Origin of the sequence: Clostridium sp. ATCC BAA-442, from assembly GCF_964239415.1 — a bacterium.
Taxonomy (GTDB): Bacteria; Bacillota; Clostridia; order Oscillospirales; family Oscillospiraceae; genus Flavonifractor; species Flavonifractor plautii.
On the sequence record NZ_CAXSQB010000039.1, the window covers coordinates 1 to 13,009 of the forward strand.

A 13,009-nucleotide genomic window follows, 5' to 3' on the forward strand; every position below is an offset into this window, starting at 1 on the left:
CGCCAGAGCCGTCCCCCACCCCCACACCCGATCCGGTGGGGGAGGCCCTGGCGGGGATGACGGTGGAGCAGAAGGCGGCCCAGCTTTTGGTGGCGGGGATCGAGGGCACAGAGCCGGGGGAGGACGCGGTGCAGGCCGTCCAGGGCTATCAGGTGGGCGGCGTGATTCTCTTTGGCCGCAACGTGGAGAGCGCGGAGCAGCTGGCGGCGCTCACCAACGGGCTGAAGGAGCTCAACGGGGACTACACACCTCTGTTCCTCTGCGTGGATCAGGAGGGGGGCCGGGTGGACCGGATGCCCCCGGAGGTGAGCCGCACCCCCAGTGCTTGGCGGGTGGGGCAGGCCATGGCCCGTGGTACCGCAGGGGCGGAGTATGGGGTGCTGCTGGCGGAGGAGTGCGCCGCCTTCGGCTTCAACATGGACTTCGCCCCCAGCCTAGACATCTGGTCAAACCCCGACAACACGGTGATCGGCGACCGGGCCTTCGGCGGCGACTGGGAGTGGGTGACCGACTTCGGCTTCCGGGCGGTGGAGGCCATGGCGGAGCTGGGCGACGTGATCCCGGTGGTGAAGCACTTCCCCGGCCACGGGGACACGGCGGTGGACTCCCACACGGCGCTCCCCGTGGTGGACAAGACCCTGGAGGATCTGTGGCAGAGCGAGCTGGTGCCCTTCGACATGGTTCTCTCCGGCCAGTTCTGGGGAGAGCCGGTTATGGAGCCGACTCCCGCCGTCATGGTGGCCCACATCCTCCTGAGTCAGATCGACCCGGACAACCCGGCCTCCCTGTCTCCCGAGGTGGTGACGGGGCTGCTCCGGGAGGAGATGGGCTATGAGGGCGTGGTGTGCACCGACGACCTGACCATGGGGGCCATTTCCAACATCTACGGTATGGGGGAGGCCGCCGTACTGGCCGTGGAGGCCGGGTGCGATCTGCTGCTGGTGTGCCACGGGGCGGACAACCTGGCCGCGGCCCACGCCGCCCTGGTGGATGCGGTGGACAGCGGCCGCATCTCCATGGAGCGGCTGGACGAGAGCGTGTACCGCGTCCTCTCCCTCAAGGCCGTCTACGGCCTGAGCAACGCGCCGGTGGAGGCGCCGGACATAAAGGCATTGAACGACCGGATTGCGGCCCTCGAACGCTCTATAGAGGCAGATACATCGCAGTAGGAGAGGATAGAAAGCAGCCCCGGCGGATTCGCCCGCCGGGGCTGCTCAGGTTGCTCATAACCCCTCCTGCTAAAAATTCAGAGGGAGGGATAGTGTGAAAGGGAACCGTCAGGGTTCCCTTTCATGTTGGATCAAACGACATTTTGAAACTTTTCCGGAGTTTCAAAATGTCCAGCAGCCTGTCGAAAAGACTTTTTTGACAGGCTGAGCAGCCCCGGCGGATTTGTCCGCCGGGGCTGCTGTTATTGGATTCAGTTGGCTTCGATGTAGTCCGCGAAGGCGGCCAGACAGCGGTTAGCCTCTCCGCGGGTGAGGGTGCCCCTGGGGAGGAAGAGGTCCCCCCGCAGTCCGGCGGCGGAGAGGGCCCCCGTTCGGATACAGAACTCCACCGCTGGGCGGGCCCAGACCGCGATTTCGCCGCAGTCCAGCAGCGCGGTGGCGGAGGGGCCGGAGGACGGGGTTTTCAGCCCCAGGAATTTGGCGTAATTGTAGAGCATGACGGCAGCCTGCTCCCGGGTGACAGTCTGGGTAGGGAGAAATTTGCCTGTCCCGTTGCCACTGACCACGCCGGTCTCGGCGGCCCACACCGCCGCGTCGCTGTTGGACACGTCGATAAAGGCGGCGCTGGCTCCGGGCTTGGGCTTTCCAGCCATCTCATAGAGCATGGTGACAAACTCCAGGCGGTTCAGCGGGCCGTTGACGGAGCCGGTGTAGAGGCTCCATGTGCTGCTCCGCTGGGGGGAGAGCATGCCCAGCAGGTGGGTCTGCTCGGAGAGATACCCGGCCAGGACTGCGGCGGGGATGCCGCTCTGGGCGGCAAAGCGGCTGTCACGGGCGGCGGACCAGAGGGGGGTACAGGCCGGGAAGTCGGGGGCGGACAGGCGGTCGGCGGACACGGCTACGCGGAAGGTCTGCCCGTCGTCCACCAGGGCGCCCTCAAAGGCGAGGCCGTCCACCCGCTGTCCCTCAGAAGCCCCCAGATAGAGGGTGTAGTCCATACCATAGAGCACGTCGGCACCCTCTCCGCCGGAGATGGAGCCGTCCGGCTCCGCCTGATAGGCCTCCGCGCTGCGGTCCAGCCACTGGCGCAGCTCGGCGCCGGTGAGCTCCACCAGGACGACGGGGCTGTCCCCGGGGGCCAGCGCGGCGCAGTCCCGCAGGGAGAGCACCGCAGTGTCATCCTCCCCGGAGAACCGGGAAGCGGCGGAAGCGCCGCCCAGGGCGGCGGGAGAGAGAAGGGCCGCGTCGGCATCGGCGGCCCACAGCATGGCCTCGGTCACCAGATCCACCGTGGCGCTCTGCACATACAGGGGAGAGCCCTCCTCTGACCAGTCGCCGGACAGGGTGCCAACGGCAGCCTGCATGCGGTCAGACGCTGCGCTTTGGGCGGCGGATAGGGCCTTGTTCAGGCGGTCGTCCGGCTCATAGTCGGACAGGGGGAGCAGGGTGCTCTCGCCCACCACGGCCTCCCCCTTGGGGGAGAGGGTAATTGTGGTGCGGGTCAGGGATGTGCCGCCGCCGCTGACCAGGGAGACCGGCTCCCCGTCGGCATTCTGGAGGCTCTCCGCAGCCGCTTCGCCGTGGCCGCCCACCAGCAGGTCGATGCCGGTGGTCTCCGCAGCAAAGCGGGCCAGTTCGTCCCGTCCGGTGTGGCAGACCACCACCACCAGGTCGCAGTTCTCCTTTTCCAGCCGCTCCTGCCAGTAGCCGGTCCACTCCCAACTATAGCTGCCGGAGGTGTTGTCCCGGTGGGCAAAGCGCGCGCCTTCGACGAAGGAGTCGGGCAGCGCCTCCGGCGCCTCCATGGCGCCCAGGCCCAGCACGCCGATGCGCACCGCGCGCCGGCCCAGCTCCACAGTAAAGACCTCGTAGGCATCCTCCTCCGGGCTCTGGGTGTCCTCGTCCAGGTAGTTGCCCGAGAGGACGCGCACCGGGGCGCCGTCCTCCGACGCTTCACCCAGGGCGGCGAAGAAATCGTTCCGGGCCTCCGGGCCCAAGCGGAATTCACCCACAGCGGGCACCAGGGCGTCATAGCCGATGGCCCGCAGGGCCAGGGCCTCCGCCGCGCCGCCGTCCTGGACCAGCCCGTTGTCCACCGCGTCACCGCTGTCCAGCAGCAGGGCGGCGTCCACCGAGGCCCGCTCCGCCTCCATGGCGGAGGCCACATTCTGATAGCTGTACTCCACTGCCTCCCCGGTCACGGGGTCCTCACGGTAGAGCCGCCCCCCCATGTCCCCGGTGGTGTAGATGCCCAGGGTGGGGGCGGGAGTGTCCGCCGCCGCGGCAGTGCCGGCAGCAGCGGCCAGCAGGGCCGCGCTCAGCAGAACCGCCGGGCACCGTTTGAGAAAATGCCGCATCCGCGCCATTCAAAATCGCCTCTTTTCGCTCCATACAAGGAGAAACTTTGTTCCGTTCCCAGCCATTATACGTCCCGGCCGGACGGGATGCAACGGATTGGGGGCGAATGTTAAGAAAAAGAAATATTCCGCCGCCAAAACCGAAAAAAGGTCCCCTGTGCGTTTGGGACGCACAGGGGACCTGGGGAATTGGGGACTTAGCCCAGCCTGCACAGCTCGGCGGCGGTCTGGGCCGCCAGCCGGGCATTGTTGAACACCAGTTGGATGTTGGAGTCCAAGCTGTCGCCGCCGGTGAGCTCCTTCACCTTGGCCAGCAGGAAGGGGGTGGTGGCCTTGCCGTGGATGCCCTGGGCGTTGGCCTGGGCGACGGCCTCGTCGATGGCCCTGTTGATCACCTCGTGGTCCATGGCGAACTCCTCGGGAATGGGGTTGGTCACCAGCATGCCGCCCCTGAGGCCCAGATCCAGGGAGGCCCGGAAGGCCGCGGCGAGCTCCGCGGGGGTGTCCACCCGGTAGTCCACCTCGAAGCCGCTCTTGCGGGTGTAGAAGGCGGGCAGCTCCTTGGTGCCGTAGCCGAGGACGGGCACGCCGTGGGTCTCCAGGTACTCCAGGGTGAGGCCCAGATCCAGGATGGACTTGGCCCCGGCGCACACCACCATCACGGGGGTGGAGGCCAGCTCCTCCAGATCGGCGGAGATGTCCATGGTGGTCTCGGCGCCGCGGTGCACGCCGCCGATGCCGCCGGTGGCGAACACCTGGATGCCTGCCATGTGGGCGATCATCATGGTGGTGGTGACGGTGGTGGCGCCGTCGGCCTTGCGGGAGACCAGCACCGCCAGATCCCGGCGGCTGGCCTTGGTCACGTCCTGGCCCTTCTTGCCCAGATACTCGATCTCCTCGGCGGTGAGGCCGGCCTTCAGGCGGCCGCCCAGAATGGCGATGGTGGCGGGCACCGCGCCGCTGTCCCGGATGATCTGCTCCACCTTGAGGGCGGTCTCCACGTTCTGGGGGTAGGGCATGCCGTGGGAGATGATGGTGGACTCCAGGGCGACCACGGGCTTGCCCGCGGCCACAGCGGCGGCTACTTCAGGGGCGACGTCCAGATACGGATTGAGATTCATGGTGATTACCTCCTGTAAAATATATTTAATAAAATACGGATTGCGGAGTGATCAGGCCGGAGAGGAAGGTCCGGCGGCCGGGCGGCGGAGGTCAAAGCGCCACACGGCCAGCGCGAAGGAGCAGAAGGCGGCCACCTCGATGGCGGCGCCGGTATAGGAGCCGGCGATCAGGTTGTAGGCGAACACCGGAGGGGAGTTGAGGAGAAACAGCAGCCGGGTCAGGCGCATGTTCCGCGTCCAGAGGGCAGCAGTGGTGAGCATCATGGCCGCGCCCAGCAGAAGGCAGTAGGGGCCGTCCCAAGTGAGAAGGGGGGCCGCCCCATAGCAGGCCAGAAAGAGGGCGAGCCAAAGGCGGCTGCGGGCCCAGGGCCGGTCGTTGTAGGCGCACACCACGCCGCGGGCCAGGCCCAGCAGGTTGATGAGCACCCCCGTCCACGCCCCCAGCAGCACGTACTGGACGACCCAGAGCACGCAGCACACAAGCTGAAGGCCGATGATCTTCCGGCGGCTGCCGGTCTGGACGGCGGTGAAGGCGAGCAGGGAGCCGATCAGCCCCAGGATTTGCGCGGTCCAGAAGGTCAAGGCGTCTCCACTCCCTCCCCGAAGCCCGCCCTCTGGCGGAGCAGCCGGGCGCTCATGTCGGGGTTGATCGTCTCGGCGCTCTCCATGGCGATGGCCCCGGCGGCCATGGCGGCCCGGGCGGTGTCCTCCAGCCCGGTGCCCTCCAGATAGGCCCAGGCGATGGCGGCCATGCCCGCGTCGCCGCAGCCGGTGGTGTTCACCATCTCTCCGGGACAGCAGGGCACGTGTACCCGCCCGCTGTGGTCGGCGGCGAACACCCCGTCGCCCCCCAGGCTGATGAATACCCGCCGCAGGCCGGTGGCCAGCAGGGCGTCGGCCGCGGCGTTGAGGCTCGCCTCGTCGGTGATGGACACGCCCGAGAGCAGCTCCGCCTCCAGCCGGTTGGGCTTGAGGGTGTGGAGCTTCCCCAGCACGGGGCGCAGCTTCTCCGCCTTGGCGGTGGACACCGGGTCGGCGAAGATGGGCAGGCGGATATTCTCTGCCAGCCAGGCGATGGACTGGGCCGGGATGTTGGTGTCCACCACCAGGAGCTGGGCATTTTGGAGCAGCCGGGCCCGCCCGGCCAGAAAGGCAGGGGTGACATGCTCATAGATCTCCATGTCGCTGACCGCCAGGGCCATGTCCCCGTGCCCGTCGGTGATGAACAGATAGGTGGAGGTGGCCCCGCCGGGCACGGTGAGGCACTGGCTGATGTCGATGCCCAGCTCGCCGCAGGAGGCGGCGATGCGCTGGGCGTTCATATCGTCGCCGAAGGCGGTGAGCATCCGCACGTCCAGCCCCATCAGAGCCATGTTGTGGGCGATGTTGCGCCCCACGCCCCCCAGGCTCATGCGCACCTGGCCAGGGTTGGAGTCCGCCGCCACCAGCTCCCCGTGGGGCCGCCCGCCGATGTCCAGGTTGACGCCGCCCACGACTACCACATAAGGAGCGGTGCGGACGATGTAGCCCTTGCCGGCGATATGGCCCTGCTTCATCAGATTGGAGATGTGTACCGCCACCGACGAGCGGGCGATGCCCGCTTTGTCCGCCAGCTCCTGCTGGGAGATCAGGGGGTTCTCCTCAATCCACTTGAGAATCTGCCGTTCCCGCTGAGTCATGGCCTCTCCTCCTAAACATAAGCTGTTGATATAATCATATGCTTATAGAGGGCCTCTGTCAAGAGAAATCTCCCCGGTTCAGGAACTTTTTCCACGTCCCGCCGTCCAAGAGGGGAAAGGAGGAATGTTCCATGAAAAAAAGCCTGCTGCTGTTCGCCCTTGTGCTCCTGCTGGCCGGGTGTGCATCCACCGGAAACCAGGCCGCCCCCGCGGGGGGAACCCCGGCGGGCTCCCCCTCGGAGGAGCCCGGCCTGACTGCGGGGGCTCCCGAAAGAATGACTTGCCGCATTGCGGATGGGGCGGAGGAAGGGGAGCTGGTGCTGGCTGGCCCGGGGGGCGCGGGGGACGTGTATACCCTGGATACAGAGGGGCTGGCGGTGGATGGGCCCCTGGCTGACGGGGCGATGGCGGAGGTCGGGTTTGACGGAATGATTCTGGAGACCTATCCCGCCAAGTTCGGCCATGTGACCGGCGTGACCGTGCTGGAGGAGCCGGCGGATGACCGCTGCGGGCTGTATCTCCAGGTGCTGTCCGACCTGTGGGAGGTGGATACTGCCCTCAACACAGGGCTGGAGGAGCTGGGGGTGGATCTCTCCGGCCTCACCGACCTGGCCGAGAGTGAGAAATCCGCCCTGGCCTGGGTGTTTGGGAACGCCCACGGCCTGATGCCCATCACCGGCACTCTGGAGGAGATCTGGGAGGCGGGCTACCTCACCCCCATGACCGAGCCGGCGGAGGGGTACGAGGACAGCGTGGCCCTCTACCGCTGGGAAAACGGCTGCCTGTTCTCCCTGTCCGGCTCCGCCGAGGAGGGCTTTGAGGCGCAGAAGTGGGCCTCCGGCCTGGGGGCGTATTTCTTTACCGACTGCACCGCCCGGCAGAATGCCGACGGCACCTGGACCTATGAGGTGGGGGCGGAGGCCATCGCGTAGGGGCGGTTACAAGGGGCCGCCCCTGCAGGGGACAGGGCGAGCGCCCTGTTCCGCTGAACCCGGAGCATCCGGTCTCTGTGGCGCGCCCCGGCGGGGAGCAAACCGAATATCGGCCCATTGGGGCCGTCTGTCCGAAATCGGTGGACAGACGGCCCTTTTTTCGCTATAGTGGGGTTGAAAGGGGGGAAGGGCATGAAGGTAGAGCTGCGCATCGACCCGGGCTGCGACGGGATGTCGGTTGTGATCAACGCCCCCGCCCTCACCGACGAGGTGAAGGCTCTGGCCGCCCGGCTGGAAGGGGGCGGCGTCCTCGTCGGCTGGCAGGGGGGCCGGGCCGTTCCCCTGGCCGCGGAGGACATTCTCCGCTGCTACGGCGAGGAGAAGGGCGTGAAGTGCCAGACCCCCGGCGGGGTGTACGATCTGAAGGAGCGGCTGTACGAGCTGGAGGGCCGGCTGGACCGGCACACCTTCGTGCGCATCTCCCACTCGGAGATCATCAGCCTGCGGAAGATCACCGCCCTGGATCTCTCCCTTACCGGCACCATCCGGGTGACGCTGGAGGGCGGCGCGGTGAGCTATGTGTCCCGGCGGTACGTGAGGAAGATCAAAGAGGCTTTGGGACTGTAAAAAGGAGGGAACGACATGCTGTTCGACGACAAGAGGAGGGCCCTCCGCCGGGCGCTGGCAGGGGCTCTGCTGGGGATGGCCGGCGGCGGGCGGGCGGCCTGGGCGGCGGGGTCTCTCATAGCGGGCTCGCCCAGCGCCCTCGCGCTGGCGTTCCTGAACTGCGGTTTCCCCCGCGGGCTGGAGGGGGTGGGGATTGCCCTGTCCTTCGCTCTCTACGCCCTGTTCGGGGCGGAGGTGGGGGTGGCCACCCTGCCCTTCGCCGGGGACGGCTCCGCCCTGGTGGGGCGGACGCTGGCCCACTTCGCCCTGACGGCGGCCACCGTGGGGCTGTGGGTGGGGCTCAACTTCGGTGTGCGTGAGACGGCGGCCTTCCTGGTGCCCCTGGCGCTGGTGTATCTGCTGGTGTGGCTGGGCCGCTGGGTGGGCTGGTACGCGGAGGTGTCCGCCATCCGGGAGCGGCTGGGCCTGGCCCCCGGGCCCTCCCTGTTCCACTGGCGGGAGACCCTGCCCTATGTCCCCTTCGCCGCCCTGCTGTGTCTGCTTCTGCCCTTTGTGCTGCGGCTGTGCGACGCCGGCGACGTGCCGGTGCTCTCCGGCCTGCTCTACCCCTACCTCCTGCTGCCCGTCGGCGCCTTCTGTTCCGCCCTGTCCCTGGGGAAGCGGCAGGGCTTCTGCCCCCTCTATCCCGTGGCGTGCGCGGGGTTCCTGTTTTGCTTCGCCCTGCTGGCAAGGCTGGTGTCCAATGTGGCCGACACCGACATGCTCCCCATCGCCTTTCTCGCCGCCCTGGCGGGCGGCCTGACCGGCGCGGCACTGCGGCGGCGGAGGGGAGGCGCGGGGGAGTGATGGTTGCGCTGGCGTGCTGGCTGGCGATTCTGGCCATCCCCGCCCTGGTCTGGCGCTTTGCGCCCGGCCCGGTTCGCCTCAATCTGAGGGCTACAGTCCTCTGGCTCCCCTGGTATCTGCTGGCCTGCACCCTTCTGCCCGCCCTGCTGGGCGGCCTCGCCGGGGAATTAGCCACGGTGCTGGCGGGGGTCTATCTCCTGCCCTTTGGCTGCCTCGCCATAGGGATGTCCCTGGGAAAGCGGCACGGCCTGTGCCCCCTTTTTCCAGTGGTATGCGCCCTGTGCCTGCTGATCGTCGTAGGAAAGCGGACTCCCGCGCTCTGCCTCGTGCCATCCATCTCCGCCCTGCTGGGCAACGCGGCGGGGGCGTATCCCCGGGAGAGGGGCGGAACGGGTTAACGGGCCGGATGCCTTTTCCGGACGCACCTGGGGTGGAGCTGCGCCGGGCGCCCTTTGAAAAGCGGCGGGGGCAAGCCCCCGCCCTATGGGCCTGCGGAGCCGTCACCGGCAGCTCCCGGTGAAGAGAGAGGATGTGTGCTTATGAGACGAACGGATCAATGGCTTCTGGGGTGCTTCGCGGTCACCATGGCGGTCTATACTGCGGCCTTTGCCGCGGCCTTTTCCGATCTGCCTCTGAACATACCGCCCTGGCACCAGCTCCTGCTCCTGTACTTCCATGCGTTCCCTATGTTCTTTCTCCAGCTGCTGCTGTGCCGGCGGGCCAGGGCGGTGTGGCGGCTTCTGGTGCCTCTGGCGCTTCTGGCGGTGCCAGGGGTGCTCTTCCTGAGCGCGGCGGGCTGGATGGTCATGGGATGGTTCCTGCTCCTGTGGTGGTGTGCCGCGCCGCTGCTGGGGAGCGCACTGGCGTGGCTGGTGTGGGCAGTCTCTCTGCGAAAGTCGGGCGGGGGGCTGGGAAAACCGGCCGGAAGGTGCTATAATAGGTTCATCTGAGGAAAAATGAGGGATCTGAATGGGAAAGACCGGCAGGAAGGGCATCAGCTATTTCGGCCTGGTGGCCATGGGGATCGGGTGTATGCTGGGCACGAGCTGGCTGCTGCTGACGGGCACGTGGCTGGAGACGGCGGGGGGACCGCTCAATCTGGTGGTGGCCTTCGCCCTGTGCATCATCATTGAACTGCCGTTTGCCTTCGCCTACATGGAGGCCATCCCCATGCTCCCCCTGCCCGGCGGCGAGGTGGTGTACTCCTACGCCGCTTTCGGCAGCCGGGGGGGCTTCGCCGTGGGGTGGGCGGGCATCCTGATGAACACCATCGTGTTCTGCTGGGTGGATCTGGCTGCCGTCTCCCTGCTGGATGAGCTGTTCCCCGTCCTGGGGCGGACGGCGGTGCTCTATGAGCTGGGGGATTTCCCCGTCACCCTGCCCGATGTGGCCATCCAACTGGCCCTGGCGGGGGCCATCCTGTGGGTGCAGCTCCGGGGGGCCAACGTGTGCGCCTCCCTGGCCAAGCTGGCCACGGTGGTGCTACTGATCATGTGTGCCGTGGGGCTGGCGGTGTGCTTTACCCACTTCGACCCGGCGGTGTACGCCTCCGATGGGGGGCTGGACTTCGACTTTGCCGGCTCGGCCTCCCTTTTGTCCCTGCTGGTGTTCTCCGTGGCCGGGTGGGAGACGGTGTCCAAGGCTGCCGCCGACGCCTCTGGCCCCGCCGCCCGCAAGGCGGGGGCCGCCCTCATCACCTGCCTGTTCCTGGTGACGGGCATCCTCTGCCTGGTGTCCACCGCTGTGGCCGGGTGTATGCCCTGGCGGGAAGCGGTGGGCCGCACCGCCCCCTTCGCCGACGTGCTGGTGTCCATCACCGGCGTGCCCGCCGTGCGGGTGCTCTTCCTGGCCACCGCCTTTGTGGGCGCGGTGGGGGTGATGAACTCCACCCTCTACTCCTCCGCCCGGATGCTCTACGGCCTGTCCCGCTTTGCACTGGTGTCGAGGGCGTTTTCCGCCCTCCACCCGAAATACGGCACCCCCGCCCGCTGCATCTGGTTCACCGCCGCCTTCGTGGTGCTCACCCCCTTCACGGGCAGGCTCTTCTTTCTGCCCTTCATCAATATCGCTTCCCTGGCCACCATCGTCATGTGGATCATGTCCCTGGCCGCGGTGCTCCGCCTGCGGCGTGCCCGGCCGGACCTCCGCCGCCCGGTGCGCATGCCCGGCGGGCGGGTGACGGCTGTGCTGGGGGTGGCCGCCTCGGTTTTCCTGGCGGGCAACATCCTTCTCCCGTTCAGCCCCGGCGCGCTGGACGGCCTGGAGTACGCCCTGGCCGCCGCCCTGGCCGCCCTAGGGGTCCTCCTCTACGGGTTCCGCGACCGTACCCTGTCTGACGAGGCGCGGGAGGCGCTTATCTTCGGCGGACCCGAACGGAGGTAGTCCTGCCTTTTTTCCCTCAGCCCTTGCAAAATGGTTGAAAAATGGTATACTACTACCCATTGATACTTTATTTTTAAGAATAGAGGGAGCGACCAATGGAACGCATAAAAATTGCACAGATCTTTGCCGACCAGGAGCAGTTCGGCGGGAAAGAGGTGCTGGTGTCCGGCTGGGCCCGCACCATCCGGGATATGAAGACCTTCGGCTTCGTGGAGCTCAACGACGGCTCCTGCTTCAAGAACCTGCAGATCGTCCTGGACGCCGGCGCCCTGGACAACTACAGGGAGATCGCCGGACAGAACGTGGGCGCGGCCCTGTCCGTCACCGGCACTGTGGTACTCACGCCGGAGGCCAAGCAGCCCCTGGAGGTGAAGGCCGCCTCCGTGGCAGTGGAGGGCCCCTCCGCCCCCGAGTACCCCCTCCAGAAAAAGCGCCACAGCGTGGAGTACCTGCGCACCATCGCCCACCTGCGGCCCCGCACCAACCTGTTCTCCGCCGCCTTCCGGGTGCGGAGCGTGGCGGCCCACGCCATCCACTGCTTCTTCCAGGACCGGGGCTTCGTCTATGTCCACACCCCCATCATCACCGCCTCCGACTGCGAGGGCGCCGGCGAGATGTTCCGGGTGACCACCCTGGACATGGAGAACCCACCCCGCACCGAGGACGGCAAGGTGGACTACGGCCAGGACTTCTTTGGCAAGCCCGCCAACCTGACCGTCTCCGGCCAGCTCAACGCTGAGAACTTCGCCATGGCCTTCGGCGACGTATACACCTTCGGCCCCACCTTCCGGGCGGAGAATTCCAACACCCAGCGCCACGCCGCCGAGTTCTGGATGATCGAGCCGGAGATGGCCTTCTGCGACCTCAAGGGCGACATGGACGTGGCCGAGGCCATGATCAAGCACATCATCCGCACCGTCATGGAGAAGTGCCCCGACGAGATCAACTTCTTCAACTCCTTCGTGGACAAGGGCCTCAAGGAGCGGCTGGAGCATGTGGCCTCCTCCGACTTCGGCCGGGTGAGCTACACCGAGGCGGTGGAGCTGCTCAAACAGAACAACGACAAGTTCGACTACAAGGTGGAGTGGGGCACCGACCTCCAGACCGAGCATGAGCGCTACCTCACCGAGCAGATCTTCAAAAAGCCCGTGTTCGTCACCGACTACCCCAAGGATATCAAGGCCTTCTATATGCGCCTCAACGACGACGGCAAGACCGTGGCCGCCTGCGACTGCCTGGTGCCCGGCATCGGCGAGATCATCGGCGGCTCCCAGCGTGAGGAGCGGCTGGAGCTGCTGGAGGGCCGCATCCAGGAGCTGGGCATGCGCCCCGAGGACTATTGGTGGTACCTGGATCTGCGGCGCTACGGCGGCTGCAAGCACGCCGGCTTCGGCCTGGGCTTTGAGCGCATGGTCATGTACCTGACCGGAATCTCCAACATCCGTGACGTGCTGCCCCACCCCCGCACCGTGGGCAACGCGGAGTTCTAATCGATGTCAAATTGGCCCCCGCGTCTGCACCGAACGGTGCGGACGCCGGGGCCTGATTGTTTGCCAGGGGTAGGGGCGACCCTTGTGGTCGCCCGCGGGCGGCCATAAAGGCCGCCCCTACAAGTGTGTGGAATGGAAGGTATGGCAGAGAAAGACCGGCCAGTGTCCGGCCCCTACGGGGGCTTGCCGCCGCCGTCCTCTCGTAGGGGCCGATGTAGGCATCGGCCCCTACACGGGGGAACCATCTGCGGGCGGGGGACAAGCCCGCTCCTATGTCCCAGCACTGTCTTCCGGTTTCCTCCCATACAGGCCGGTGCGCTATCGGTAGAACAACTTGGGGGAGATTCCAAAGATGGGGGCCCGAAGGCCCCCTCTTTGGTCGTTTTAAGGGGGATGGGTGGCGGGG

Annotated in this window: 12 protein-coding genes; 8 read left to right on the top strand and 4 right to left on the bottom strand. The window is 67.0% G+C overall.

Features of this window, described 5'->3' with window-relative positions:
• On the top strand, positions 1-1,169 hold a 1,169-nt coding region (gene nagZ, locus ACESY8_RS14485), incomplete at its 5' end, for a beta-N-acetylhexosaminidase (protein WP_434307898.1).
• A gap of 251 nt (positions 1,170-1,420) precedes the next feature.
• Here the strand turns inward: nagZ and ACESY8_RS14490 are convergent.
• From ACESY8_RS14490 to ACESY8_RS14505, 4 genes are all read right to left on the bottom strand, one after another.
• Positions 1,421-3,535: a 5'-nucleotidase C-terminal domain-containing protein gene (locus ACESY8_RS14490; RefSeq protein ID WP_434307899.1), complete on the bottom strand. Its 2,115-nt coding sequence runs from the start codon at positions 3,533-3,535 to the stop codon at positions 1,421-1,423.
• 188 nt (positions 3,536-3,723) lie between these two features.
• Positions 3,724-4,647 (bottom strand): pseudouridine-5'-phosphate glycosidase, encoded by a 924-nt coding sequence (locus tag ACESY8_RS14495; protein WP_021630358.1) that lies wholly within the window; start codon positions 4,645-4,647, stop codon positions 3,724-3,726.
• A gap of 51 nt (positions 4,648-4,698) precedes the next feature.
• On the bottom strand, positions 4,699-5,229 hold the full coding sequence (locus ACESY8_RS14500; protein WP_007490654.1) for a YgjV family protein: 531 nt from the start codon (positions 5,227-5,229) through the stop codon (positions 4,699-4,701).
• Positions 5,226-6,326: a PfkB family carbohydrate kinase gene (locus ACESY8_RS14505; protein ID WP_283618733.1), complete on the bottom strand. Its 1,101-nt coding sequence runs from the start codon at positions 6,324-6,326 to the stop codon at positions 5,226-5,228. The genes ACESY8_RS14500 and ACESY8_RS14505 overlap by 4 nt, the downstream gene beginning before the upstream one ends.
• A 131-nt stretch (positions 6,327-6,457) precedes the next feature.
• Between ACESY8_RS14505 and ACESY8_RS14510 the strand changes: the two genes are divergently transcribed.
• From ACESY8_RS14510 to asnS, 7 genes are all read left to right on the top strand, one after another.
• Positions 6,458-7,258, top strand: a complete 801-nt coding sequence (locus tag ACESY8_RS14510; protein ID WP_054339462.1) for a hypothetical protein — start codon at positions 6,458-6,460, stop codon at positions 7,256-7,258.
• 192 nt (positions 7,259-7,450) lie between these two features.
• A complete protein-coding gene (locus ACESY8_RS14515) occupies positions 7,451-7,885 on the top strand; it encodes a LytTR family DNA-binding domain-containing protein (protein WP_009259069.1) in 435 nt (144 codons plus the stop codon).
• A 15-nt stretch (positions 7,886-7,900) separates the two neighbouring features.
• Positions 7,901-8,731 carry a DUF3021 family protein gene (locus tag ACESY8_RS14520; protein ID WP_498794812.1) on the top strand — a complete coding sequence of 277 codons (831 nt, stop codon included), beginning with the start codon at positions 7,901-7,903 and terminating at the stop codon, positions 8,729-8,731.
• Entirely contained in the window at positions 8,731-9,129 is a 399-nt protein-coding gene (locus ACESY8_RS14525; protein ID WP_044939440.1) for a hypothetical protein, read from the top strand. Before ACESY8_RS14520 ends, ACESY8_RS14525 begins: the two co-directional genes overlap by 1 nt.
• 141 nt (positions 9,130-9,270) lie before the next feature.
• A complete protein-coding gene (locus tag ACESY8_RS14530; RefSeq protein ID WP_204682522.1) occupies positions 9,271-9,681 on the top strand; it encodes a hypothetical protein in 411 nt (136 codons plus the stop codon).
• A gap of 19 nt (positions 9,682-9,700) precedes the next feature.
• On the top strand, positions 9,701-11,113 hold the full coding sequence (locus ACESY8_RS14535; protein WP_498794813.1) for an APC family permease: 1,413 nt from the start codon (positions 9,701-9,703) through the stop codon (positions 11,111-11,113).
• A 95-nt stretch (positions 11,114-11,208) separates the two neighbouring features.
• Positions 11,209-12,603 (top strand): asparagine--tRNA ligase, encoded by a 1,395-nt coding sequence (asnS, locus tag ACESY8_RS14540; RefSeq protein WP_195484428.1) that lies wholly within the window; start codon positions 11,209-11,211, stop codon positions 12,601-12,603.
• Positions 12,604-13,009: the final 406 nt, after the last annotated feature.